Below are 25,078 nucleotides of genomic sequence, written 5' to 3' on the forward strand. Positions count from 1 at the left end.
TGTGCCTTACACGTTATTCATATCAAGTTCTTATGAAAGCCGCAAATCGGATTTCCCCATTGCCAATAAAAAAAACCAGCCGTTTCAGCTGGTTTTTGAGAATCATTCGTCTGAATTTGAGATTTGAACGGTTTTCGAATGCGGGAAACGGAAACGCACAGCCACTCCGTCCGCCGTATTTCCTAACGTGACCTCGCCGTGATGCAACGTCACGATACGTTGGACGATGAACAGGCCGAGCCCGAACTTGCCTTGCTTGCCTCTAGAGAATTGATGGAACAAGTCGAGGTTTTCGTCGACCGGCGGACCGTCGTTTGCAATGACAATTTCGACACCGGCGTCGGTGCGATTCAAATGGATTCGAATCGACGACTGCGCATAGCGAAGGGCGTTGTCGAGCACGTTTTCGAATGCGACCCGAATCTGCTCGCCGTCCCCGAGCATCTCTCCGGCGTGCCCGGTCACCGCCCACTCGAGGTCCCCTCTCAGTTTGAAACGGGCTACGAGCAACTCCATCAGCTTGTCGAGATTGATCGGCTCAAGCCGCATCTCCTGTCCTTTAAAATATTCGAGTTTTGTGACGTAAAGCAAATCGACGACTTTTTTCTCAAGACGCGACGCTTCTTCGTCAATCACTTCGGCCGACCCTCTCAAATCACCGGTCGGGTAAATCCCGTCCCCAATCGATTGCGCATAACCGCGAATGACCATGATTGGCGTCTTCAAATCGTGCGAGATGTTCTGGAGGAGCGCCTGCTGCGCCAAGTCCTGCTCTTGAAGTTCGAGTCGCATCGCATCAATCGAGCGCGCCAACTGTCCAAGCTCATCCTCTCTTGCGAGCGGGAGCACGGTCTCCCATTGCCGATTCGAAATCTTCTCGACGGCTCGTTCCATCTCGACGATCGGTTTCGTCAACTCACGTGACATCCAAAGCGCCGGGATGAGCGACAACAGACTGATGACCCCAATCAAGATGGAGATGCGCCAGAACAATGTCGAGACGAGCTCACGGCGATACGCATCCCAGGCGTAAGACGCCTGATAAATGAGCGTCCCGTCGTATTCGTTTTGACGGATGATATAGTAGACGTCCTCTCCGTCAATCGTCGTCTGGTATTTCGCGATCTCACTCGTCTGTTCAATCGCTTCCCGATACATCCGATTCGTCAACTCGAGCGGAGCCGAACCATAAATGATGCGACCGTTCGGCAAAAAGATGAGCTGATTGACCGAGCGCGATTCTTGTTGGCGCCGGTCATACTCGATCGGATTTTGCGGAATGTTCTCGAGCTGGTTCGTATTGCCGAGGTAATAATCGACGTCCTGCAGCGTCTCGTACACTTGTTCATCGATAAATTGCGCGATCGAAGAGCGGACCGTCAGGAGAATCATGAGCGCGAGCGTGACGATGATGAGCAGGATGAGCACCCAAATCTTCCACATGAGCCGTTTCGGCTTGAGTTGCTCGAACATCACGGTTTGACGAGACGATACCCGATGCCGTAGAGCGTCTCGAGCTCGAGTCGATGCAACTTCTTGCGCAGACGGCGGACCAAGTCATCGACGACCCGGTCCGAACCGAAGTAATCGTGTCCCCATACACCCTCGAGAATCTGTTCGCGCGACAACGCCGAACCGGGATGCTCGAGGAAGAGGAGCAACAAATCAAACTCTTTCGACGTCAAATCGATATCGTCCTCTTGGTGTTTGATGAGCCGCTTGTCCGGATAAATCGTGTATTCGCCGTACTCGATATGCTCATTGGACTTCGAGCCGTACACGCGATCGATCAGCTTTTTGACACGGATGACGAGTTCGCGCGGCAAGAACGGCTTGGCGATATAGTCGTCCGACCCCATCTCGAGCCCGATAATCTTATCGATATCCTCATCGCGTGCCGAGATAAAAATCGTCGGGGTGTTGGCGTTCGTCGCCTTGATTTGTTTCAATAGCTGGAACCCGTCAAGGTCCGGCAACATGATGTCTAGTACCCATAAATCGGGCTCATCTTTAATCGCCGCTTGTGCCGAGGCACCGTCGGCGAACGAACGGACCCGGTAACCTTCCTGCTCTAAATATGTGACGAGCATTTTATTCAAGTTGATTTCATCGTCGACCAAATAGATTGTATACATCCGATTCACTCCTGCAACGTTTTTACATATCATATCAAACAATTATGGATAAATGATGGGAAGGACTACGTCTAAACCTGCAATTGCTCGACAAAAAAAGAGGGTCTCCCCTCTTTAACGGGACGTCTGTCCGCGTAATTGTTGAGCCAAGAAAGCCGCTCCTCCGCTCACGAGCGCCACGACGCCACTAATCATGACGAGTTCCATCGTAACCCCACCTCTCATTGATACCGATTCTCATTATCACCTATAATATAGCACATTTCTGTCTCGATGGAAAACGCAAAAAAATCCCGCCTCAAGGGCGGGATCTCGGTCAGGCGTTTACGTCGTAGCCTTGCTCTTCAATCGCTTCAATCATTTTTTTCACCGATACGTGATCGTTATGAATCACGTCGACGCGGTGGTCTTGGAGTGACACGATTGCCGACTCGACACCTTCTAATTCCGTCAAAGCGCCCTCGACGGCCGCCTTGCAGTGGTTACATGTCATGCCTTCTACTTTCAATACCGTTTCATTCATGTGGATGTCCTCCTTGTGTTTTCAATCGTAACGCGTTCAAGACGACCGAGACCGAACTGAACGCCATCGCCGCGCCGGCGATCCAAGGCGCGAGTAGCCCCGCCGCCGCGACCGGGATACCAAGGCTGTTATAGGCGAGCGCCCAGAACAAGTTTTGACGGATGTTTTTCATCGTCAACCGGCTCATCTCGAGGGCTCGGTTCACACCGACGACGTCTTTGCCCATCACTGTCACATCGGCCGCCTCCAAGGCGACGTCTGTGCCGCTCCCAAAAGCGATGCCGACGTCTGCGACGGCGAGCGCCGGGGCATCGTTCATGCCGTCCCCGACCATGGCGACGCGGCCTTTTTTCTTCAGCGCCTCGACGTGGTCGGCCTTCTCGACGGGGAGCACCTCCGCGATCACGTTCGACGCGGGGATACCGAGTTCACGGGCCACATCGAGCGCGACTTCCTTACGGTCACCGGTCAAGACGTAGACGGCCCGCGTCTTCGCGAGTTCGGCCACGACGTCACGGCTCCCTTGTTTCAAGCGGTCCTTCAATCCGAACGCCGCCTGGATCCCGGAAGCATCCGCCACATACACCGGCGTCATCGCTCCCATCTTCCAATCGGGCAAGCTGAATCCTGCTTCTTCCATTAAGCGAACCGAACCGATGAGAAGTTCATTCCCATCCACGACCGCTTTCAATCCTCGACCGGCGAGCTCTTCCATTTGTTCGACCCGCCCCGTCCCATCAAGCTTCCCAATCGCCGTCGCGAGCGGGTGCGTTGACTGGCGCTCAGCCATGACCGCTTGGCGCATCAACGTCTCATCTCCGAACGTGGCTACCACTTCCGGCGTCCCGTTCGTGAGCGTACCCGTCTTATCAAAGACGACGATGTCGGCCCCGTTCAACGACTCGAGCTGACCGCCACCTTTGAACAAGACGCCCTGCTCGGCGGCACGGCCTGTCCCGACCATGATGGACGTCGGCGTGGCGAGACCGAGGGCACATGGGCAGGCGATGACGAGTACCGCGATCGAGGATCGAATCGCCATATCCAAATTACCGAACCCGAACGCCCAGACGGCGAACGTGACCGCACTGATGGCGACGACAATCGGGACGAAGACACCGGAGATGCGGTCGGCCTGCCGTTGAATCGGAGCTTTATCGGTCTGGGCCTGCTCGACGACGCGCACGATTTGAGCGAGCATCGTCTCACTGCCGACACGTTCGGCCTGCATCACCACGCGGTGCGACCGGTTGATCGTCCCGCCGACAATTTCTGCGCCCATCGCTTTTTCAGTCGGAATCGATTCACCTGTTAACATTGATTCATCGATGATCGTCTCACCCTCGATGATTCGTCCATCGACCGGTACTTTTTCACCCGGTCGGACGACGAGCATATCTCCGGCGCGGACGAGTTCGACCGCCACGGCACGTTCTTCACCATCGACGAGGAGAATCGCTTCTTTCGCCTGAAGCGACAAGAGCGATTTGAGCGCATCGGTCGTTTTCTCTTTTGCCCGCGCCTCGAGCCATTTCCCGACGAGGACGAGCGTGATCAACACCGCACTCGTCTCAAAGTAGAGTGCCGGGTGCATCGGGTGAGCGAGCATCTCGAACACCGAATAGAAGTAGGCAGCCGACGTCCCCGTCGCGACGAGGACGTCCATATTCGCACTGCCGCTCTTCAAGCTCTTGTATGCCCCTTGATAAAACTGCGCCCCAATCCAAAACAGGACCGGCGTCGCCAGGGCGAACTGCCACCACGGGTTCATGAGCCAATCGGCATGAAACATGAACCCCGGGATGTGCGTGATCATAACGAGCAACAGCGGGGCCGATAGGAGCGACGAGATGAGTACTTTCCGTTCGAGCGGACGCAAGTCCCGCTTTGGCGTCATCTCGACTTTGTGTGCTGCCCCGTAACCGAGTTTCTCGATGCGGGCGATCAGCTCTTCCTCGGTGATGCCGTCTTCGACACGGATCGTCGCCGTCTCAAGCGGCAAGTTGACGGTCGCTTCGACACCGTCCATCTTATTCAACACTTTTTCGATTCGGGCCGAACATGCGGCGCACGTCATCCCTTGAATCGAGAGTTCGACGGTTTTCATGAACAGACCTCCCTACTTTTTAATGCGGTTGACGATTGTCATCAATTCGTCAATGTACGGGTCCATATTTTCCGTCTCACTGGCATGGACGAGACATTTCCGCATATGTCGTTCGAGCAAATGCAACTCGACTTGTTTGAGCGCGGCTTGAATCGCTGACGTCTGCGTCAAAATGTCGACACAGTAACGGTCGTTCTCGACCATCTTTTGAATCCCTCGGACTTGTCCCTCGATCCGGCGCAGCCGTTTGCTGAGCGCTTCCCGTTCGGCATCGTCCCGCGGGACGATCGGTTGCTCATGCATGAATTCTTCCATGGTTATCACCTCACCACCAATATACCCCTACCCCGTAAAGGTGTCAAATGTAGTGCTCAAAAAAGAGCGACAACACGTCGCCCCTTCGTTCAACTGTTTTGGAACGCCTCGCTCTTCAAGACGGTCCGTAAAATCTTCCCGGTCGTGTTCCGTGGCAACTCGTCAATCAACTCGATTTGCGTCGGTTGCTTATATTTCGCGAGCTTCGTCGCCGCGAACGAACGGATGTCCTCGATCGAGACGTCCTCCCGCGTCACGACGAACGCCTTGACCGCCTCGCCTTGCTCGGCGTCCGGTACTCCGATGACCGCCGCTTCGACGATTCCCGGATGTTGATACAACACTTCTTCGACTTCGCGCGGATAGACGTTATAGCCGCCGACGATGACCATATCTTTCTTCCGGTCGACGATGTAGAAGTAGCCGTCTTCATCCCGTCTAGCCAAGTCGCCCGTATAGAGCCAGCCGTCTCGAAGCGTCACCGCCGTCTCTTCAGGCAGCTTATAGTAGCCTTTCATGACGTTCGGCCCGCGGACGATGAGCTCCCCGACTTCATCGACACCGACCTCTTCTCCGAGCTCATCGACGATCTTATTCTCCACATGGACGATGGACGGTCCAATCGATCCGGCTTTCCGTTCCCCGTGGAGCGGGTTGAAGCATGTCACCGGAGATGCTTCAGACAAGCCATACCCTTCGAGGATCTTGCATTCAAACGTCGTCTCGAACGTCTCGAGCAACTGGACCGGAAGGCTCGCCCCGCCGGAGACGAAGATACGGACGTGCTTCAAAGCCGACGTATAGGCCGGGACTTTCAGCGCGGTCTGCAGGAGGAAGTTGTACATCGTCGGCACGCCCGCGAAGATGGTGACGCGATGCTTCGGAATCAAGTCGAACACGTCCTGTGGCGAGAATTTCGGCAGAATGACGATGGTCGCCCCGCGTAGTAACGGCGCATTGACGATGACCGTGAGACAGAAGACATGGAACATCGGCAACGCGGCGAGCGCTTTGTCGTCCGGAGTGATCTCCAAATATTCCCCTATCGATTGCGCGTTGGAGTATAGATTCCGATGGGTCAAGAGGGCTCCTTTCGGTTTGCCCGTCGTCCCGCTCGTATACAAGATGACGGCGACTTCCTCTTCGTCGACGAAGTGTAACGTCCCACCTGAGCCTTTAAGCGCGTCGGCGAACGGTAAGAACTCGATGGCGCCACGTTCAGCTTCGGCCGGCACGTCGGCGTACGGTACCGAGACGACGAGTTTCAATTGCGGCAGTTGCGACAGCGCCGCTTTCGCTTGGGCGATGAGCGGCGATAAGCCAACAATCGCCTTCACGTCCCCATCAAGTAAGATATACGCCATCTCGTCGGGCGTGTATGTAGGGTTGATTGGGATCACGACCCCGCCCCGTGCGAGCACCGCGAAGTATGAAATCAAAAACGCCGGGCTATTGCCGAGGACGAGGGCGACGTGGTCGCCTTGATTGACCCCTTTTGCTTCAAGCGTCGACGCCATCGCCTGCACTTGTCCTAAAAATTGTTCGTAGCTGACCGTGTCTTCCCCAAACACGTAGGCCGCTTTTGCTGGATGTTCAGCCACTACATCTCGTAACGCCGTGACTAAGTTTGCCATAGTAATCCCCCTTTTGAATGAATGACGGTTCACTTTTACGCCGTAAAAAAGAGCACGGGCTCCGCGCTCTTTTTTAGTTAGTTCTATTGTACATGAAACTGTTCAGGAAGAAAACGCTTTCAAATCCATCGTCTGCAAATGGTACAATCCGCTTCGACTCTTTATGTGCGCGAGTGCCTGAAGCGTCTCATCATCCATCAGCAAATCGTCCATCAGTTTATGGAACGCTTCCCGTCGCGCCTCTGTCGTCGCTGTGACAAAAAACAACATCTCGGCCCGGACCGGTTCGCCGGTGATGCTGAGGACGTCGAACGGATGGTTCAAGTGAAGTAGCGTGATCCCATCTTCTCGCGTCACGTGACGCGGTACATCGATGACGGCGACCGGGACGGCCACATCCGCCACGCCGGACGGAATCGTCCGCTCCTGTTCGAGCACTGCCCGGGTGAACGTTCCGTCGACGATGCCTCTCCCTTCTAATTCTAAGCCGATCGCCTGTACAGCCCGATCGAACGTCATTTGATCGGTCACCCACAATTGGTTCGTGTCCATCCATTCTGTGATGAAACGGTACATCTTGATTCCTCCTCCACGTCGTCGCTCGTTACGAAAGCGCTTGCACTGAATATGATACGCCTCTACCCGAGCCGTCGCAACGCCACCGTCAATGTTTCACGAAACTGCCAAAAAAGGATGGTCTCGCGTTGAGACCATCCTGACCGTAGAGCCGCTTCAGCTAATAAGATCGACGAGTTCTTCGAGCTCGACGTTGCCGAAGTAATGTTTGATGTCAAGGTGTGACAATTGTTCCCGAATCGCGCCTCGTTCGAAACGCGTCCCGACGAGCGCTTGCTCGACGTCATGGATATCGCCGACACCGAAGAAGTCACCGTAAATCTTCGCCTCGGTGATCGTCCCTTTGTTGACGTTCAAGCGGACGTCAATCGTTCCGATTGGGAAGCGGCGTTTCGACTCGACATCAAACTTCGGTGACTTGCCAAAGTTCCAGTCCCAGTTCGCGTAACGTTCCTTCGAGATGTCTTGGACGATTTCCCAGTCTTCGTCACGAAGCACGTAACGCTCTGGTTCTTTTCCATCATAGATTGAATGAAGGAGTGCCTCGATGAAGTGCTCCATCGCCATCTCACTTTCCAAAAACTCGGTGATGTTCGCGACGCGGCTCCGGACCGACTTGATTCCTTTCGAGCGCATCTTCTCTTCCGAGACGTTGAGCGAGTTGACGACTTCTTCGATGTTCGAGTTGAACATGAGCGTGCCGTGGCTGAACATGCGACCGCGTGTCGTGAACTGGGCGTTACCGCTGATTTTACGTTCGCCGACTTGGATGTCGTTGCGTCCCGTCAGCTCGGCTTCGACACCGAGCTGTTTGAGCGCATCGACGATCGGTTGCGTGAACTTCTTATAGTTGTTAAATGAGTTGCCGTCATCTTTCGTGATGAAGCTGAAGTTCAAGTTGCCCTCGTCATGATAGACGGCACCCCCGCCTGAGAGACGACGGACGACGTCGATGCCGTTCTCTTCGATATACTTCAAATTGACTTCTTCCGACGTATTCTGGTTTTTGCCGATGATGATGGACGGCCCGTTAATGTAGAACAAGAAGTAATCCTCATGCTCGACGTTCAAATGCTTGAGGATATACTCCTCGACCGCCAAGTTGAGCTTTGGGTCCCGGATATCCGGATTGAAGATGAATTTCACGCTGTTTGTCCTCCTAGTGACTAGTCATACGTTCATTATACGAGACGACCGCTCAGCTCGACAAATGAATTACTTCCATTCGCCGTTCATGACGCGCTTCAATGCTTTCGCGACGCCATATTCGTCATGGCGCTCCGTCACGTGGTCACTGATTTTAATCAATTCTTCGTGGCTGTTCGCCATGGCGATGCCTTTCCCGGCCACTTCGAACATCGGGACGTCATTCAAGTTATCGCCGATGACGACGACATCTGACAAGTCGACGCCGAAATGCTCGGCGAGCTTCGTGACGCCGTGTCCTTTATCGGCCCCGTTCGCCATCACCTCGATGTTGTCGTCGCCCGACGAAGTCACGTAGACGCCGTCGACTTGTTCATCGATTTCGGCCCACAAGGCAGACATCTTCTCAAAATGGCTCGAGAAGGCGATGAACTTATAGACGCGTCCCGCCTCGTGTTGGATGAAATGTTCGATATCTTCCACAAGTTTCACATCTTCGTTCACGTAATAACGTTTACGGAAGAACTCGTACATCTCGAGCGAACGATCGTCACCGTTTTGCTTCAAGTTCTCCATTGCAGCTTCGATTAAATCCATACGGCTCGCCACGAGTCCGGCCTCCGAGTACATCTCATAGAAGACGTCCGCATACTTGTGGTCTTGATGAAGCACGGAGACGACTTTTAATGCGTCCTCGGTCGTCAAGTCGATTTCGTGGAGCACCTCACCCGTCTCCGTCAACACCCGTCCCCCGTTCGACGAGACGATCGGGCACGACAGGCCGACCTCATCGAGAATCTCTTTCGCGTTGAAATAATTACGTCCCGTCGCAATCGCAAAGCGAATCCCTTGTGCTTCCGCCTCGCGGACGACCTCGGCCGTCTCTTTCGCGATCCGCGTGTGGTTATGCAAAATCGTGCCATCCATATCCGATACGAACAGTTTGTACGTTGCCATCAACATCCACTCCTTTTTCTGTTTCGCCCTTAACTATAACAAAAAGAGAGGCGTTCGGAAAAATCCAACACCTCTCTTCACAAAAAGCTTACACGTGCTCACCTAACGTTTTGACTTGTTCATGGACGCTCTTGATGCAGTCCGGCATGCCAATCCCGTCGTAGGCGATGCCCGCTAAGAGCACGCCAGGATAGACCCGGCCCAGCTCGGCTCGGAGGGCACGCACCCGGTCCGAATGGAAGACGGCGTAGGGCGGCAAGCCGTCGCGTAGACGACTGACGACCGTTTCAATCGGGGCACCTTTAATCGTCATCAAGCGGCCGAGGTCACCGAGCGCGGTCGACACGATCGTCTCATCGGACGCCTCGACGATGTCATCGGCCCCCGGACGCCCGAGGAAGACACGCAATACGTGATACCCTTCCGGTACGGCGTGCGGCCATTTTTGGTCGATGAACGTGCACGCTGTGATCGTCACGTCCGCTTCTTGACTCGTCACGAACCCGGTCCCGACGAACGGCAACTCGATGTCGTCTTGTTTAAAGACGAGCGAGCACGTCGCCGTCGCGTGTGGTTTCATGTCCGCCAAGAAGTCGCTGTCGACTTTCGGTAAAAACTGACGGATGAGGCGCGGCGGCACGGTCAAGATTAAGTGGTCGGCCTCCTTGTCGCCACGATTCGTGAGCAACCGGTACCCGTCCTCGACCTCTTCGACGTGTTCGACGAAGCAGTTCAAGACGACCTCGGTCCGCTCAAGGCGCTCCGCGAGCCGGTCGGTGAGCGACTTCAAGCCACGCTTGAGCGAGGCGAACTGCCCGACTTTCTTCGCCCCGACTTCGGCGACACGCTGTTCGGGACGAAGATGGCGCATCCCTTCATACAGGTTGCCGTACTTTTTCTCTCCTTCGATGAACTGCGGGAACGTCGACAAGGCGCTCATCTTGTCGATATCTCCCGCGTAAATCCCGGAAAGAAGCGGTTCAATCAACCGGTCGACGATTGGGTCGCCGACGCGCTCACGTAGATATAATCCGAGCGACACGTCCGTTTTCGGCGGTTCAACGTCCGGTGGCGCGAGTAGCATCGCTCGGAGCGCGGCATGTTCTTCTTCCGATAAGAGCGTCGTGTCCTTAAACGCATCGACGTCGAGTGGGATGCCCATGACCGTTTGTTTCGGGATGGGATGCAGGCCGTCATGATGGAGGACGTACGCCTGACCGACACCGTTTCGTACGATCTCGTCACCAAGGCCGACCTCATGAATCAACTCCGTCATCGCCGTCTTGCGGAATACGTAAGAGTCTGGTCCCCGTTCGACCGCGAACTCCCCCGTCTCGAACGTGTCGATTTTTCCGCCGAGACGGTCCGTCGCCTCGAGCAGCGTGATTGTCACGTCCTCCGGCAAATATTTCTCGGCATAAAAAGCGGCGGTGAGACCTGTAATCCCACCACCGACAATCGTTACATTACGCATGATGTACGATCACGCTTTCCATGCGATCGGCGATGGCTTCAATGAAGCTCCGCTCCGCGTTTGGCATGTTCGGACGCGCATAGTGAACGCCTAAGCGGTCACAGACGACTTTACACTCGACGTCGTTATCGAAGAGCACCTCGAGGTGATCCGCTACGAAACCGACCGGTGTATAGACGAACGCTTCGTATCCATGCTTTTCATAAAGTTCAGCCGTCAAATCTTGCACGTCTGGTCCGATCCACGGGTCAGGTGTGTTCCCTTCCGACTGCCAACCCACTTCGTAATGCGGTACGCCAGCGGCTAACGCAATCTTGTCCGCCGTCTCTTTCAATTGATCCGGGTACGGGTCGCCGCCTGCCAAAATCTTCTCGGGAAGACTGTGCGCCGACACGATCAAGCAAGCCTTCTCGGCCGGGACCGGCAAGTTCGCGAACGTCGCCTTGATCGCTTCGGCCCACCAGTTGATGAACTTCGGCTCGTCATACCACGACTCGACCGAACGAATCTCGATGCCGTATTTCGAAGCTTCTTCGTGGGCGCGGCCGTTATACGACTTGACGCTGTATGACGAGTAGTGCGGGGCCAATACGACCGACACCGCTTCTTTAATGCCGTCGTTCGCCATTTGCGCGACCGCATCCTCGACGAACGGTTCGATATGTTTCAAACCGATATACAATTTGAACTCGATTTCGCCGACGTGACGCTCGTTCAAGATGTCGCGAAGCGCTTCGGCTTGGTCGACCGTGATTTTCGCGAGCGGTGACACGCCACCGATCGCTTCGTAGCGCTCCGTCAAGTCCTGAAGCGCTTCCGGTGATGGCTTACGGCCATAACGGATGTGCGTGTAGTAACGCTCGATGTCTTCCGGTTTGTATGGTGTCCCATATGCCATGACGAGTAATCCGACTGTTTTCATAATGATTTTCCTCCCATTTTTTCACGTGAGTAGTCATGAATGAACGCTGTCAATTTGACGAGTACGGCTGGATCGACTTCCGGGAACACCCCATGTCCCAAGTTGAAGACGTATCCGGGTTGCTTCATGCCTTCATCGAGAATTTCTTTCACTTTCGCCTCGATGACCGGCCACGGTGCGAGCAAGTATGACGGGTCTAAGTTTCCTTGGACCGCTTTCGTGATGCCACGTCCGCGTGCTTCATCTACGGATAGACGCCAGTCGAGGCCGACGACGTCGAGCGGCAAGTCGTGCCATTCCTCGATTTGGTGGCTCGCCCCGACGCCGTGCATGATGAGCGGGATATCAAGTCCACGAAGCTCACGGAAGATCCGTTCTGTCGTCGGCTTGATGTAGCGGGCGTAGTCTTTCCGGCTGAGCGTGCCGACCCATGAGTCGAACAGCTGGAACGCTTGAATCCCGGCCTCGGCCTGCGCTTTCGCATACGTGATGACCATGTCGCCGAGCTTGTCCATGAGCGCGTTCCATACGTCCGGTTCCGCGTACATGAGCGCTTTCGTACGATGGTAGTTCCGTGACGGACCGCCTTCAATCATATAGCTCGCGAGCGTGAACGGCGCGCCCGAGAAGCCGATGAGCGGCACGTCGAGGCGCTGCCGGAGCAAACGGATCGTCTCGAACACGTACGAGATGTCATCCGGGTTAAGCGGCTTCAAGCTCTCGACGTCGGCCATCGTCCGATATGGGTTATCAATGACCGGACCGATGCCGCTCTTGATTTCCACATCGACGCCCATCGACGGGAGCGGTGTCATGATGTCTTTATATAGAATGGCCGCGTCGACGCCGAGTTGTTTGATCGGGAGCTCGGTCACATACGCACACAATTCTGGGTCGTGTGTGATCTCGAATAACGTCCTCGTCTTTTTAATCTCCCGATATTCCGGCTGGTAGCGTCCCGCTTGGCGCATGTACCAGACTGGCACATAGTCCGTCGCCTCTCCTCGAAACGCCCTTAAAATAGTATCGTTCATACGTCGCGTCATTCCCCTCTTTAATTCTCCTACACTCTTCTTCTATAGGTATGTGAACTCAAAAACATTATACAGAAATTAATTAGAATAATGCTAATGTGAAGCATTTTCATTGTGTTTTCTTTGTGTCATTTCTTTGTCGGATACGTCCGGAACGCCGAATTGAGCTGTCCACGGATGAGATCGTCACGCTGTTTCGCCGACAGACGCTTCTCTCGCTCTTTAATATCTTGGATACGCCACCCGTCCTCGAGTTTCGAGGCGACGTCAATCAAGCGCTCGACGTCATGGAAAGAATATTTGCGTGAACCACCTTTCGTCCGCTCCGGGAAGATGAGTCCCTTCGCTTCATAATAACGAATTTGGCGTTCAGACAGCCCCGTCAATTCCGTGATGACGCCCATTCCGATCACTTTCTTCGTTTTATAGTCCACCACACCCATCCTCCTTTTAAAAAAACTATGTCAGATAATCTGACAAAATGCAATCCACCCTTGTTTATTCGCATTACACTGAAAACAACTTTTCACCCACACCGATGAAAAAAAGGAGGAATCGCAACATGGAAGACATTATGTATTATATGGACACGCTGTTCGTACTCATCGCGGCATTGCTCGTTTTGACGATGCAACTCGGCTTCGGCCTGCTTGAAACGGGAACGCTCCGGGCGAAAAACGCCGGGCACGTCGCCGTCAAACAAATCATCAGCCTCTCTGTGGCGGCACTCGCTTTTTGGGCTGTCGGATTCGGACTATCCTTCGGGGACGGGACGCGCTGGTTCGGAACGGAAGGGTTCTTCTTGAACGGTTCGTTCACAAGCTTAGACTGGGCAAACGTCTCGATCGACATCAAGTTCTTGTTCCAGTTATCGTTCGTCGCGGTCGCACTCGCCATCGCATGGGGTGGATTCGCAGAACGGGCTAAGCTCTCTGCTTACGTCCTATTCGGCATCTTCTTCGTCGCCATCCTCTATCCGATCGTCGCCCGCTCGGTTTGGGCCGGTGGACTGCTCGGATCGATGGGGATGCAAGACTTCGCCGGTTCGGCCGTCGTCCACCTTCAAGGCGGGATGGCCGCGCTCATGGCAACGATCATCTTAAAACCACGTCGGAAGACAGAGTCGCTCGCTGGTCACAACCACGTCCTAACGGTCGTCGGCGGACTTGTCCTCTGGCTTTGCTGGTTCGGGTTCAACGCCGGATCGACGATGTCAGTCGCTGACGGGTTCTTCGGCTACGTCGCCCTCACGACGATGCTCGCCACGGCTGCCGGCGCACTCGGGGCGCTCGCCATCGTCATGGTCCACCGGAAGAAAGCCGATATCCCGACAGTCGTCAACGGTGTCCTCGGGGCGCTCGTCGCCATCACGGCCGCTTGTGCGTTCGTCGAACCGTGGGCTGCCGTCATCATCGGGGCGCTCGCCGCGGTCGCCACATACGGGACGAGCCTCCTCATGGCGAAATACGTCGACGACCCGCTCTGCGCCTTCTCGGTTCACGGCGTCGCCGGAATCATCGGGACGCTCGCCCTTGGCTTCTTCGCCTCACCACGACTCGTTGACATCACAGGTATCGGCTCGGCCGGTCTCTTCTACGGTGGTGGTCTCGGTCAGCTCGGCGTTCAGGCGCTCGGCGTCTTGATTGCCATGGTCATCGCCGGTGGCGGAAGCTATGCGTTCTTGAAACTTCTCGACGTGACGATTGGGCTTCGCGTCACGGAAGAGCAAGAAGACATCGGACTCGATATCGCCGAGCACGGCATCTCGGCTTACGGCGAAATCGAAGAACAACCGGATACACCGACACGTCTCCCGAAAATCCTCGGATCGAGCGTCTCGGTCATGTCTCCTAAGAAATAAAACGAAGGACACTCGCCTAGCGGGTGTCCTTCGTTTTATTTTAATCTAGCCAAATAATAGCGCACGATTCCATAAGCCAAGACGAGCCCGACGAGCGCGTCCCATGTCCCGCCAAATAGAAGCGACGCAATTCCGAGTCCGAGCGCTTGCCCGACGAGGAGACGGAGCGTCCACCACTTGTAGGCGGCCAGCCGCTCGGCGCGCGTGATCGGGAGCCATGACGCGATCGAGACGGAGTCGAGTCGTTTGAACAGCGGGACGAGTTGGAGCGCCGTCAAGCCGACGAAGAGCGGGACGACCAACCCGACGTACCAACCGCCAGACAACCACATGACCAGAATGGCGACGAGCGACAGCCGGAACATCAAGTCGAGCGAGTCGTTCGACCGCACGATCCGTAACCCATACACGTATCGGGCCGCGTCGGTACGTTTAAGTAAATAACGGTTCATGACGTTCACGATAAACGGTCGTGCCTTCACCTCTTCTCGCATGTCCGGCAAATCGACGAACCAGCTGACGACCCGGTTGAACTGTGCCTTGCTCGCCTGTTCGAGGACGAGCCAGTCCGCGAGCGGGATGCGTTCGTTTCGTTTGATGTGTAAATAGATGAGCGCCAACAGCGGCGGCACCGGCGTGACAATCGGGAATCCGACGAGCATGACGCCCGCACTGAAGAAGGCACTGACGACCCCGACGTAACGGATGCTTTCAAGCTTCGCTAGGCGGCCGACGACAGACAACAGGACGCTCGTCGCGATGATTGCGAGCACCTCGCCAGGCGTGACGTCGAGCGTCCGGACGAGAAGTGGCAACACGACAAGCATGAGCAGGACGGCACGTACAGACGCAAAGACGACGTTGAACAGGCGAACACCGTTCATATAAGCCCGGATGTTTCCGAGTTCCGGTAGTAAAAAGACTTGATCCGCTTCTTGCAACAGCGTCCGCGGTCGGTGACCGAGCGGCAAGACCAAGAACGCGAGCGCGACGACCCAGGCGCTCGGGAACGAAGCGTCGAGCCCGCTCAAAAATTGATTATAGACGAAAGCGCCGTAGATGAGCGTGAAGTAGAGCGTGAACAATAGGCCGCCGTTCGCCACGTAGCGGCTATATTTCACGACGTCCTCGACCCAGACACCAAACCGTTGTCGAAATACGTTCATCGTTTCCGCTCCTCGGCCTCAATCGCCTCGACGTAAATATCATCGAGCGACGCGAGCGCGTCGAGCCCGTACGTCTGACGCAATTCCGCTGCCGTACCGGTCGCGATGACGACGCCTTGATGTAAGAAGACGAAGCGATCACAGTGGCGTTCCGCCGTCTCAAGGATGTGGGTCGACATCAAGATGGCGCTGTCTTCCTTATATTCGTCAAACAATCGCAGCAGCTGTCGAATCGCGAGCGGGTCGAGTCCGACGAACGGCTCATCGACGATGAGGAGCGGCGTCTTCGTCACGAGCGCACATAAAATCATCGCCTTTTGACGCATCCCTTTCGAGAAGACCGACGGGAACCAGCCTAGTTGCTTCTCCATCCGCATATCTTTCGCCAGACGCAGCGTCCGTTCTTCTAACTCTTCGTCTGGTAAGCCATACGCCTTGCCCATGAGCGCCAAGTGTTCCCGGAGCGTCAACGTCTCATACAAAATAGGGGTCTCGGGTATATAGCTTATTTTTTTACGATAGTTTTTTTCGGAAGATTCTAACGTCTCCCCGTCGACCGTGATCGTCCCGGACAACGGATTGAGCAGTCCTAAAATATGTTTAATCGTCGTCGACTTCCCGGCTCCGTTTAGCCCTATCAGCCCGACGAGCTCCCCTTTTTTCACTTCAAACGAAATATCGTGCAGCACTTGCTTTCCTATATAACCGCCGTTCAACTTGTCGACGTGCAACATGAAAACTCCACCCCTCATTTTCAACTTTTTTTTGTGATATATGTTTTAAAAGCTGTCACATGGGAATAATCTGAACTGTAAGGCATTTTAAAACTTATTCAATACTTCCATTGTTCCATAAAATTGTTAAGAAGGACAATGGACAAAACAGAAAGGAGAATGTTTTTATGGGTTGGATTATCACGTTAATTGTCGGGGGTATTATCGGTTGGTTAGCAGGTCTTATTTTAGGTAAGGATGTGCCAGGTGGCGTCATCGGGAACATCATTGCCGGGATCATCGGTGCTTGGCTTGGCGGCCTCATCTTCGGAGACTTCGGTCCTGCAGTTGGCGGCATTGCCATCGTACCAGCACTTCTCGGTGCGATTATCTTGATCTTGATCGTATCGTTCGTCATGAAATCAATGCGTAAACGCTAATCACATGCCTACCGAAAACGGGACCCTCATCATCGAGGGTCCCGTTTCTCGTTCAGCGGATGACGACGTACAGTTTGCCGTCCCGTTCCAAGAAGCGTTTATCCGTTTGAAAACCGAACAACGTGAAAATTGACTCGAGGAGCGGCCGGTCGTAACGCCACTCCGTCCCACCGTCCACCTCGATTCGCTCGGCCGGCTCACCAATCAACGCAATCAAGTCATCCGGGCTTTTGGCGAGATCGATGTCGATGCGACTGACGCGACCGCCGTCAAACGTCACGTCAAACCCGTCATAGCGCCACACGCGCTCCGTTTCGCTCACCGGCTCGCCGACGGCTTCCTTGACCGCGTCCGTTCGCTTATTCATAAGCCCGTCAATTACTTCGATGGCATGGCCCGTCTGCGCCTCGACCTCGATTTCAATCAGCTCGGTCCGATCGAGGTCGAACTGTCCCGCGATCACTTCGCTCGTCTCCGGTCGCAGGGAGAAGGCGAGCTCGTCCACGTCGACAAGCGTCACCGTCTCTTCCTGTGTCCGTGTCGTCCCGTCCACGACCGCGACCGCTTTCACGTCGTATCGTCCCGGCATCCGGTCGAGGGTGACGGTCTCCCCCGCTTCTTCGAGTCGCGCGGCTTGAATCCCGTCCACCCAGACGTTCGTGTACGGGACATCGGTCGTCACGGTCAATTGTTTCGGTAACAGCTCAATCCGATAATCGGAGAAGCCGAACCGCCCTTCCCCTGTGTCAATCAGTCGGAATAAGCCATCCCCGCTCGCTGCTGCGTCTTCACGGTCGGTCACGACTTCGGCGATCGCCTCGCTACGAATGCTCGGTTCGTCGTTCAACCAGCGGATGAAGCGGAGCGTCTCGGCCCGTGTGAGCGGCTCGTTCGCATATTCGACGTTCTGTTCAAAAAATCCGACATCCTCGGTCAACAGCGCTTCTTTGAATCGAACATGAATCCGTTCGTTTTCAGCAGCCGGTTGATATCCTAAGAAATAGATGAGTCCAGCCGCGACGAGAAAGACAGTCGCGCTCAGGAGACCGATTCGTAGCCGTCGCTTCCGGTCATGTCTTTTTTTACGCTCATAATTCACGTGTCTGCCTCCTGTTCCGTTTTTGTTCCCTCTATTGTAGAGGAGGTGCATCGATTCGGACAATCGTTCTTCCGCCCGAGCTTCCGTGTTATGATGGAGACGAGTATTCCTATTCGATTGGAGGACGTGCCATGCATACTGAAGATAACTGCATTTTTTGTAAAATCGTCAAAGGTGAGATCCCGTCTCACAAAGTCTACGAGGACGAGTCTGTCGTCGCCTTTCTTGACATCTCGCAAGTGACGAACGGTCATACGCTCGTCATCCCGAAACATCACGCCCGGAACATATACGAATTGCCCGAGGCGGTCGCATCGGACGTATTCAAAACGGTGCCACGGATTGCGAACGCGATTCAACGCGAGACGGGCGCAATCGGTATGAACATCTTGTCGAACGCCGAGGAGATCGCCGGTCAGACCGTGTACCATTTCCATATCCACCTCATTCCGCGCTTCGGTCATGACGACGGGTTCGGGGCCAAGTGGGAGACGCACGCCGACGACTATTCACAAGACGCCCTCAAGACATTGGCGGCGAACATCTCAACGCACGTATGAACGAAACGGACCAGGCGCACGACGCCTGGTCCGTTTTTTATGTCGAATTGATCGAATCGTGGTGGCGTTTCCGCTCCTCCTCGATTTGCGCCCGTTCGACTTGTAATTTGATCGCCTGTTCGTACAGCTGCTGACGCGATTTGACAGATTCGGCATGTTCAAATTGTTTTCTTAATTCGTGTAGGCGGGCATCTATTTCCATGAGGCGCTTTTCTAATATCGTTTGTTTGCGCTCTTGTTCATTCAACTCCGATGCTTCGTACCCTGCCTCGAGTGCTTTCATGATCGTATGTGCCCAAGTGTCATCTCCGAGTCGTTTCGCCGCGTTGTACAGGTCCAACATGTCATCGACCCAACGCTTTTGCATATTCACTGGAGGTCACCTTCCTTTACCTATATTTTAAAATAAAAAGATTTTTCGGTCAAAATTGAATGTTCTGAAAAATTTTATTTGAGATATAGGTTTTTAATCTCTCTTTTTTGGTAAAATAATATGAAAAGAATGTATTCTAGCATCATCGTGCTTAAGGAGGGGAATGTATTGTCGAGTCACAATCGTCGAGATTGGGTTGCTTTCGGCTTCGTCGTAGCGTTTTTAGGGGTTGCGACCGTGAAAAAACTCGCGCGCGGAACGGCGAACGATGCCGCTTCGACGCAACATCGCGCGTCTACAATCACTACGTTGAAAGAACAATTCCAAAAAGTAGCGGCCAACGCGTCGCATGTCGCGCAAGCAGGAAAACTGCAAGGGAAAGAATTAACGGAGCAAGTGAAAGCCGAAGTCGAACGCTATCAGCAAGACATTCAGCCTTCAATCGAGCGGATCCAAGGAAACCTTAACGAGCTTTCAAACGTACAGTCAGATATGACCGAAGCGAAAGCGAAACAGACCAACTAAGCGGTCTGTCCTCATCGTCCGTCGTTTTAGTCACTTTGTATCCGGAAAGGGTGGATCGAGATGGAGCAAGAAAAAGAGTTCACTGGCCCTGAGGCCATGTTGTATAGCCATAAAATCATTCAACTCAGTAAAGCATTGTGGAAGACGGTCGAGAAGGACTGGCAAAATTGGATTAAACCGTTCGATTTGAACATCAACGAGCATCACATCTTGTGGATTGCGCACGCGCTCGGGGGCGCCTCAATCTCGGAAATCGCCAAGTACGGCGTCATGCACGTCTCGACGGCGTTCAACTTCTCGAAAAAGTTAGAAGACCGCGGTTTGCTCACGTTCTCAAAGAAAGAGACCGACAAGCGCAACACGTACGTCCAATTGACGCCAGAAGGTGAGGCGCTCTTGCTCGAGACGATTCATGCGTTCGACCCGGAAGAAAACGGCGTGTTCCGTGCTTCGTTGCCGCTCCAAGAACTTTATGGGAAGTACCCGGACTTGACGGACATCACCGCGATCGTCCGTCGCCTCTATGGGGACAACTTCATGGACATTTTCGCAGAGACGTCGAAGATGATCACCGAAGAAGCCGGTCGTCGCCCGGAAGACGACGACATCACGAAAGAAGCTTGACCTGCCGATAGAGCGGTTCGGTCACGTCGAGCGCAATCTGTTGCTTGACGCACGCCGCCAAGATTGTTTCAGGTTCGAGCGCCGGGTGTAACATGCCGACGAAATTGACGAGCAAGGGTTCTACGGACGACAAACCGTAGCGCCCTTGCTCGGTTTGTTGTTGGCGAATCTCCTCTAACAAGGCGTAGAACGCTTCGACGTCGTCTCGTGTCAAGTTCGCCCGAATGACTTCATATTCGAAGGGCCGGTCCGACCAGTCGACCGACTGCATCAACAGCTCCATTTGATATGACAATTGTTTCATTTTCTCTTCTAACGACACGTTTCCCACCCCATCATTTCACATTCTCTTTTACCATTATACGATACGTTTCTGTGCTATGATACTGTACAGGCAACAGAACAGCTGTCATGATTTAGAAAATGTGATATAGTCGGACATAGAAACTTATTGATTTTTAGGGGTGGAATATATGTCAAACGGAATGACAAACGAACCAAAGAAACAAGATAAGAAGTTTTCAACGGGCGCCCTCGTCGGCGCATCTGCACTCGCTCTCGTCATCGGCGCAGGCGGCACGTACGCTGCGACAAACGGCGGCGGCGCATCGGACGATTCGACTGTCGTCTCATTCGAAGGCGGCGAGATCACACGCGGTGAAATCGCGAACATGAGTTACGACCGCATGGTCCCACAACTCGCGTTCCAAGAGACGATGAACGAACTTCTCGAAAAAGAGTACGGCGACAAAGTCGAGCAAGACAAAGTCGAAGAAGAGTACAGTAAAACAGAAGAACAGTTCAACTCGACAGAAGAGTTCGAACAAGCGATTCAACAAGCCGGCATGAGCGGCACGGACGAGTTCAAAGAGGCACTCCGTGGCCAGATGCTCGTCGATGCAGCGAAATCTGAGCTCGTCGACGTGACGGACGAAGAAATCGAAGCACAGTTCGCGAAGGAAAACGTTGAAGTCCAAGCGAGCCATATCCTCGTCGAGACGGAAGAGGAAGCACAAGACATCATCAAGCAGTTGAATGACGGTGCGGACTTCGCAGAACTCGCGAAAGAGAAATCGACGGATACAGGTTCTGGTGAACAAGGCGGCGACCTCGGCTACTTCTCAGCCGGTGCGATGGTGCCTGAATTCGAAGAGTACTCGTTCCGTGAAGATGTCGTCGGCGAAATCTCTGAGCCGATTCAATCACAGTTCGGATACCACGTCATTAAAGTCGTCGACCGCAAAGAGAAAGACTTGAAGCTCGAGGATGAGAAAGATCGCATCCGTGAAGAACTCGCAGCCGAGAAAGCAGCATCGGTTGATGCGAACAAGATTTACGCCGAGTTGATTGAAAAATATAACGTCGACGTGAAAGACGCGAAAGCCTCGCAACAGTTCGATGCAGTCAAAGAAGCTGTGAAAGCCTCTGAAGAAGCACCAGCTGAAGAATCAACTGAACAATAAGCCATAAACGGTCGCCCTCACAAATGAGAGCGACCGTTTTTTCATAGGTTCGGTTTATAGAAAGCGCGATTGTCGAGCGCCATGACGCGTTCTGTGAACGTCCCCGGCTCGACGCCTTCGAACGCCTTGTCGAACATGTTCATGCGTGCGTCGATATTGTCGATGAAGAACAGCATCTCCGCTTCTGGAAGTTGCGGTGCGTTCGCCGATCCCCACTCCGGCTTGCCGTGGTGGCTGAGGACGAGATGCTGAAGCAGCGTCACGACTTCGCGGTCGGTACCGAGCTCACGGGCCACGACTTCAATTTCGGATGCCATGAGCGACAAGTGTCCGAGCAACTTGCCTTCGAGCGTGTATTCCGGTGTGATCGCATCCGACAGTTCAATCACTTTTGCCAAATCGTGCAAGACGACACCCGAGACGAGCAAGTCCCGATTCAATTGCGGATACAGGTCGCACATCGCATCGGCGAGTTTCAACATCGACATGACGTGGAAAGCGAGGCCTGAGTAGACGGCGTGATGGTGCCGCACGGCCGCCGGATACGTCAAGTACGCCTCTTCATTCCGGTCGACGATCGACTGGACGAGCTGGCGCATCCCGTCGTGACGAATCGCATCGATATACGAGCGGATCGTCGCTTCGAGCTCCGGCTTCGCGACCGGGGCGGAGCGGACGTACGGTGCGATGTCGGTCTCCCCTTCGATGATGGAGATTTGCTTCAGCTTCAGTTGCGTGCGTCCACGGTAATCCATCACCTCACCCGAGGCGTGGACGATTTTTTTCATCGCATACTTGTCCGTGTCGGCGCTGTCCCACAGCTTCGTCTCAATCTCCCCGCTCTCGTCACATAAGATGAGCGTCAAGTACGGCTTCCCGTTCCCGGCCAGTCCCCGGTAAGATTGTTTAATCATCACATATTGGTCTAACGTGTCGCCCACTTTGAGCTGTCCGATTTTTGTCGCCAATGCTAGCACCTCTCTCTAATTCAGTACCTCCATCTTAACGAAACTTCTTCCGAGATGCCAACTTTCTTATCAATTCGGGAATAGTGGATAGAGAATGGAATTGGAGGAATGGAAGATGAAGTGGAACTGGTACACACGGCCCGAGGAGTCCGTGCACATCGATCAGCGTTACGAGGAGGCGTACACGTATTGGCTCGATCAACTGACGACAGCGAAAGTCACGAAAATCATCGTCGGCGATCGCTATCTATACGGCTCGCTCACCCTCGACTATGAACAGCTTGAGCGGGAACCTCAAAAGGTCGGACACTACTTTGTCGGGCCTGATTTCTTATGGACGATCGGGTTTGACGATTTGTTTTGTGAAGTCGTCAAAGCAAAACATTATGAGACGCCGCTTGAAGCGTTCTATGAGCTGCTCGCCGAGAGAATGGACTATTACTTTCACGGGATTGACGAGTACGAGGAGCGTCTCATGATTGCCCAGCGTGAGATGAGCGGACAAGTGCCGCCTGAGTTCATGAATGAGATTTTCGGGCTCCGCAGCGAAATCGAACGTTGGTCAGATACAGTCGTCCCGTATCGCGAACTGTTACAGGCCGGTCGGGAGGCGTTCCTCGACATGGACTTGAACGAGTTGAAGCCTTACCGGCTCGCGACGTATCGCGTCGAACGACTGCTCGGATCGATTGAACACTATCAGGACGACGTCATCGCCATGACCGACCTCGCCGCGACGCTCTCGAACTTTCGCGGGAACGAGATCATGAAGGCGCTCACCGTCTTCACGGCGCTGACGACCCCCGTCGTCGCGTTCGGCGCCATCTGGGGAATGAACTTCAAAGAGATGCCCGAGCTCGACTGGCCGCTCGGTTACGTCTTCGCCTGGGCGATGATTCTCCTCTTCACCGTCATCATCCAAGTGTGGTTGAAACGGAAGAATTGGATCGGCTCGCTCCTACAGTTTCCGACGCAAGTGAACACGAAGCAAGCAATCAAGAGGCAGAAAAATAAAACATCGAACAAAAGTTCGGTATAATAGACTTAAATTGATTTGAATGGAAAGGAGAATGACATGGAACGCCTCATCATCCACGTCGACATGGATGCGTTTTACGCCTCGGTCGAGCAGCGGGACCGGCCTCATCTTCGCGACAAGCCCGTCATCGTCGGAGGAGCACCCCATAGCCGTGGTGTCGTCGCGACCTGTTCGTACGAGGCAAGAAAGTACGGCGTCCACAGCGCCATGTCATCTCGACGGGCGTTCGCGCTCTGTCCTCAGGCGACGTTCGTCAAACCTCGCTTTCAAGCGTACCGCCAAGTGAGCGAGCAAGTCATGGCCATCTTCAAATCGGTCACCCCACTCGTCGAACCGTTGTCGCTCGACGAAGCGTATTTAGACGTCACCGATAACGCGCTCATGAGCACGTCCGGCACATATGTGGCCCGTTATATCCTCGGAGAAATCAAACGCCGGACCGGGCTCACTGCCTCGGCCGGTGTCGCCCCGTCGAAGTTCGTCGCCAAAATCGCGTCCGGATTTCAAAAGCCGAACGGGCTGACCGTCGTCACGGCGCAAGAAGTCGAAACGTTCCTCGCCCCCCTGTCGATCACCACGATGCACGGCGTCGGAAAAGTGACCGCGCAAATCTTATTCAAGCACGGCTTCGAGACGATTGCCGATCTGCAGCGAGCAGACGTCGCACAACTAAAAGCCATCTTCGGCCATGACCGTGGGACACAACTGTTTGAACTCGCCCACGGCCGCGATAGTCGCCCGGTCGTCCCCACACGGGAACGGAAATCGATTGGCTCTGAGACGACGTTCGCCTTCGACCTCGATGACCCGGAAGAAGTGTTTGAACGGGTCGTCCCGGAAATCGAGGACGTCTTGCGTCAACTCGACCGTCGTGAGCTCAGTTGCCAGACCGTGACGATTAAAATCAAGACGAGTGAGTTCCAGGCACGGAGCCATCAAATCAAACTGAACCATCCGACACACGACCATGACGAGATTAAACGGCTCGCCCGTCGTCTGTTCGATGAGATGGCAATCAGTGAACCCGTCCGTTTGATTGGGATGACGGCCTCCGAATTAATCCCGCGGACGGAGACGGCGCGTCAACTCACGTTCGAGGAGCTCGCGACACGTCCCCTTGAAGAATGAATGACCATTCAGTACAATGGAGATACAAAGGGGGCAATGGAGATGGCACAGTATATGATCACCGCGTTTGAAAACGATGGCACAATCGTCTTGAACGAGACGCTCGACGCGAAGGACGATCACGAGGCGAAGGAGAAAGGGCTCTTGCGGCTTCGTGAGGCGAACCATGATGGGAAAGGGGCACGCATCGTCCGGCACGGCCAAATGATTTATTTCGAGCGTTGCAAGCTTCCTGGGAAGCTAAAAGGGACAGCCTCATAACAAGAAACGAGGCTGGGACATAACTAGCCAGTTCT

General features: G+C 54.2%; 28 protein-coding genes. 9 read left to right on the forward strand and 19 right to left on the reverse strand.

Features of this window, described 5'->3' with window-relative positions; all coding sequences use genetic code 11:
* Nucleotides 1-102: 102 nt before the first annotated feature.
* The 13 genes from RT52_RS12345 to RT52_RS12405 form a co-directional block, all read right to left on the reverse strand.
* Entirely contained in the window at nt 103-1,473 is a 1,371-nt protein-coding gene (locus tag RT52_RS12345; RefSeq protein ID WP_034817783.1) for a HAMP domain-containing sensor histidine kinase, read from the reverse strand.
* Complete coding sequence (locus RT52_RS12350; RefSeq protein ID WP_034807448.1) at nt 1,473-2,135, reverse strand: response regulator transcription factor; 663 nt, start codon at nt 2,133-2,135, stop codon at nt 1,473-1,475. Before RT52_RS12350 ends, RT52_RS12345 begins: the two co-directional genes overlap by 1 nt.
* Before the next feature lie 316 nt (nt 2,136-2,451).
* The gene (gene copZ, locus RT52_RS12355; RefSeq protein WP_034807450.1) at nt 2,452-2,658 is read right to left on the reverse strand and encodes a copper chaperone CopZ; all 207 of its coding nucleotides are present in this window, start codon (nt 2,656-2,658) and stop codon (nt 2,452-2,454) included.
* Entirely contained in the window at nt 2,651-4,765 is a 2,115-nt protein-coding gene (locus RT52_RS12360; protein ID WP_034817765.1) for a heavy metal translocating P-type ATPase, read from the reverse strand. The genes copZ and RT52_RS12360 overlap by 8 nt, the downstream gene beginning before the upstream one ends.
* 12 nt (nt 4,766-4,777) lie before the next feature.
* Nucleotides 4,778-5,080, reverse strand: a complete 303-nt coding sequence (locus RT52_RS12365) for a metal-sensitive transcriptional regulator (RefSeq protein ID WP_034807456.1) — start codon at nt 5,078-5,080, stop codon at nt 4,778-4,780.
* A gap of 89 nt (nt 5,081-5,169) precedes the next feature.
* Nucleotides 5,170-6,714, reverse strand: coding sequence for a fatty acid--CoA ligase family protein (locus RT52_RS12370; protein WP_034817767.1), 1,545 nt, complete (start codon nt 6,712-6,714; stop codon nt 5,170-5,172).
* A 102-nt stretch (nt 6,715-6,816) separates the two neighbouring features.
* On the reverse strand, nt 6,817-7,290 hold the full coding sequence (locus tag RT52_RS12375) for a PTS sugar transporter subunit IIA (RefSeq protein ID WP_034807462.1): 474 nt from the start codon (nt 7,288-7,290) through the stop codon (nt 6,817-6,819).
* A gap of 156 nt (nt 7,291-7,446) precedes the next feature.
* On the reverse strand, nt 7,447-8,436 hold the full coding sequence (locus tag RT52_RS12380) for a lipoate--protein ligase (protein ID WP_034807464.1): 990 nt from the start codon (nt 8,434-8,436) through the stop codon (nt 7,447-7,449).
* A 69-nt stretch (nt 8,437-8,505) separates the two neighbouring features.
* Nucleotides 8,506-9,393, reverse strand: a complete 888-nt coding sequence (locus tag RT52_RS12385; RefSeq protein ID WP_235193426.1) for a Cof-type HAD-IIB family hydrolase — start codon at nt 9,391-9,393, stop codon at nt 8,506-8,508.
* A gap of 88 nt (nt 9,394-9,481) precedes the next feature.
* Entirely contained in the window at nt 9,482-10,867 is a 1,386-nt protein-coding gene (hemG, locus tag RT52_RS12390) for a protoporphyrinogen oxidase (RefSeq protein ID WP_034807467.1), read from the reverse strand.
* Entirely contained in the window at nt 10,860-11,789 is a 930-nt protein-coding gene (hemH, locus tag RT52_RS12395) for a ferrochelatase (protein WP_034807469.1), read from the reverse strand. The genes hemG and hemH overlap by 8 nt, the downstream gene beginning before the upstream one ends.
* Complete coding sequence (gene hemE, locus RT52_RS12400) at nt 11,786-12,835, reverse strand: uroporphyrinogen decarboxylase (RefSeq protein WP_034807470.1); 1,050 nt, start codon at nt 12,833-12,835, stop codon at nt 11,786-11,788. The genes hemH and hemE overlap by 4 nt, the downstream gene beginning before the upstream one ends.
* Before the next feature lie 116 nt (nt 12,836-12,951).
* Nucleotides 12,952-13,257: a MerR family transcriptional regulator gene (locus RT52_RS12405; RefSeq protein ID WP_034807472.1), complete on the reverse strand. Its 306-nt coding sequence runs from the start codon at nt 13,255-13,257 to the stop codon at nt 12,952-12,954.
* 128 nt (nt 13,258-13,385) lie between these two features.
* On the opposite strand from RT52_RS12405, the gene RT52_RS12410 reads away from it, so the two are divergent.
* Nucleotides 13,386-14,684 (forward strand): ammonium transporter, encoded by a 1,299-nt coding sequence (locus tag RT52_RS12410; protein ID WP_034817770.1) that lies wholly within the window; start codon nt 13,386-13,388, stop codon nt 14,682-14,684.
* Nucleotides 14,685-14,719: 35 nt separating this feature from the next.
* On the opposite strand, the gene RT52_RS12415 is transcribed toward RT52_RS12410, so the two are convergent.
* Nucleotides 14,720-15,850, reverse strand: a complete 1,131-nt coding sequence (locus tag RT52_RS12415; RefSeq protein WP_034817772.1) for an ABC transporter permease — start codon at nt 15,848-15,850, stop codon at nt 14,720-14,722.
* A complete protein-coding gene (locus RT52_RS12420; RefSeq protein ID WP_034817773.1) occupies nt 15,847-16,584 on the reverse strand; it encodes an ABC transporter ATP-binding protein in 738 nt (245 codons plus the stop codon). The genes RT52_RS12415 and RT52_RS12420 overlap by 4 nt, the downstream gene beginning before the upstream one ends.
* Before the next feature lie 167 nt (nt 16,585-16,751).
* On the opposite strand from RT52_RS12420, the gene RT52_RS12425 reads away from it, so the two are divergent.
* Nucleotides 16,752-17,003: a GlsB/YeaQ/YmgE family stress response membrane protein gene (locus RT52_RS12425; protein WP_024371796.1), complete on the forward strand. Its 252-nt coding sequence runs from the start codon at nt 16,752-16,754 to the stop codon at nt 17,001-17,003.
* A 52-nt stretch (nt 17,004-17,055) separates the two neighbouring features.
* Here the strand turns inward: RT52_RS12425 and RT52_RS12430 are convergent, their stop codons facing one another.
* Entirely contained in the window at nt 17,056-18,102 is a 1,047-nt protein-coding gene (locus RT52_RS12430; RefSeq protein ID WP_034817774.1) for a hypothetical protein, read from the reverse strand.
* A 131-nt stretch (nt 18,103-18,233) separates the two neighbouring features.
* On the opposite strand from RT52_RS12430, the gene RT52_RS12435 reads away from it, so the two are divergent.
* Nucleotides 18,234-18,662, forward strand: a complete 429-nt coding sequence (locus RT52_RS12435; RefSeq protein ID WP_034817775.1) for an HIT family protein — start codon at nt 18,234-18,236, stop codon at nt 18,660-18,662.
* Nucleotides 18,663-18,699: 37 nt separating this feature from the next.
* On the opposite strand, the gene RT52_RS12440 is transcribed toward RT52_RS12435, so the two are convergent.
* Complete coding sequence (locus tag RT52_RS12440; RefSeq protein WP_034817776.1) at nt 18,700-19,029, reverse strand: hypothetical protein; 330 nt, start codon at nt 19,027-19,029, stop codon at nt 18,700-18,702.
* A 243-nt stretch (nt 19,030-19,272) separates the two neighbouring features.
* On the opposite strand from RT52_RS12440, the gene RT52_RS12445 reads away from it, so the two are divergent.
* Both RT52_RS12445 and RT52_RS12450 read left to right on the forward strand, forming a co-directional pair.
* Nucleotides 19,273-19,560, forward strand: a complete 288-nt coding sequence (locus tag RT52_RS12445; protein ID WP_245175540.1) for a hypothetical protein — start codon at nt 19,273-19,275, stop codon at nt 19,558-19,560.
* Between the two features lie 60 nt (nt 19,561-19,620).
* Nucleotides 19,621-20,184: an HTH-type transcriptional regulator Hpr gene (locus tag RT52_RS12450; RefSeq protein WP_034817778.1), complete on the forward strand. Its 564-nt coding sequence runs from the start codon at nt 19,621-19,623 to the stop codon at nt 20,182-20,184.
* On the opposite strand, the gene RT52_RS12455 is transcribed toward RT52_RS12450, so the two are convergent.
* Nucleotides 20,168-20,506: a DUF1878 family protein gene (locus RT52_RS12455; RefSeq protein WP_245175541.1), complete on the reverse strand. Its 339-nt coding sequence runs from the start codon at nt 20,504-20,506 to the stop codon at nt 20,168-20,170. The two genes, RT52_RS12450 and RT52_RS12455, sit on opposite strands and share 17 nt — an antisense overlap.
* 151 nt (nt 20,507-20,657) lie before the next feature.
* On the opposite strand from RT52_RS12455, the gene RT52_RS12460 reads away from it, so the two are divergent.
* Nucleotides 20,658-21,647, forward strand: a complete 990-nt coding sequence (locus tag RT52_RS12460; RefSeq protein ID WP_051690364.1) for a peptidylprolyl isomerase — start codon at nt 20,658-20,660, stop codon at nt 21,645-21,647.
* 41 nt (nt 21,648-21,688) lie between these two features.
* Here the strand turns inward: RT52_RS12460 and RT52_RS12465 are convergent, their stop codons facing one another.
* A complete protein-coding gene (locus RT52_RS12465; protein WP_034808345.1) occupies nt 21,689-22,615 on the reverse strand; it encodes an HD domain-containing protein in 927 nt (308 codons plus the stop codon).
* A gap of 115 nt (nt 22,616-22,730) precedes the next feature.
* On the opposite strand from RT52_RS12465, the gene RT52_RS12470 reads away from it, so the two are divergent.
* Genes RT52_RS12470 through RT52_RS12480 form a run of 3 tightly spaced genes read left to right on the forward strand, consistent with a single transcriptional unit; the run spans nt 22,731 to nt 25,043 of the window.
* The gene (locus RT52_RS12470) at nt 22,731-23,654 is read left to right on the forward strand and encodes a CorA family divalent cation transporter (protein ID WP_051690365.1); all 924 of its coding nucleotides are present in this window, start codon (nt 22,731-22,733) and stop codon (nt 23,652-23,654) included.
* Nucleotides 23,655-23,690: 36 nt separating this feature from the next.
* Nucleotides 23,691-24,782 carry a DNA polymerase IV gene (dinB, locus tag RT52_RS12475; RefSeq protein WP_034808346.1) on the forward strand — a complete coding sequence of 364 codons (1,092 nt, stop codon included), beginning with the start codon at nt 23,691-23,693 and terminating at the stop codon, nt 24,780-24,782.
* 42 nt (nt 24,783-24,824) lie between these two features.
* Nucleotides 24,825-25,043 (forward strand): YhzD family protein, encoded by a 219-nt coding sequence (locus RT52_RS12480; RefSeq protein ID WP_034808348.1) that lies wholly within the window; start codon nt 24,825-24,827, stop codon nt 25,041-25,043.
* Nucleotides 25,044-25,078 lie beyond the last annotated feature (35 nt).

It is taken from the genome of Exiguobacterium alkaliphilum 12/1 (assembly GCF_000714435.1).
GTDB classification, from domain to species: domain Bacteria; phylum Bacillota; class Bacilli; order Exiguobacteriales; family Exiguobacteriaceae; genus Exiguobacterium; species Exiguobacterium alkaliphilum.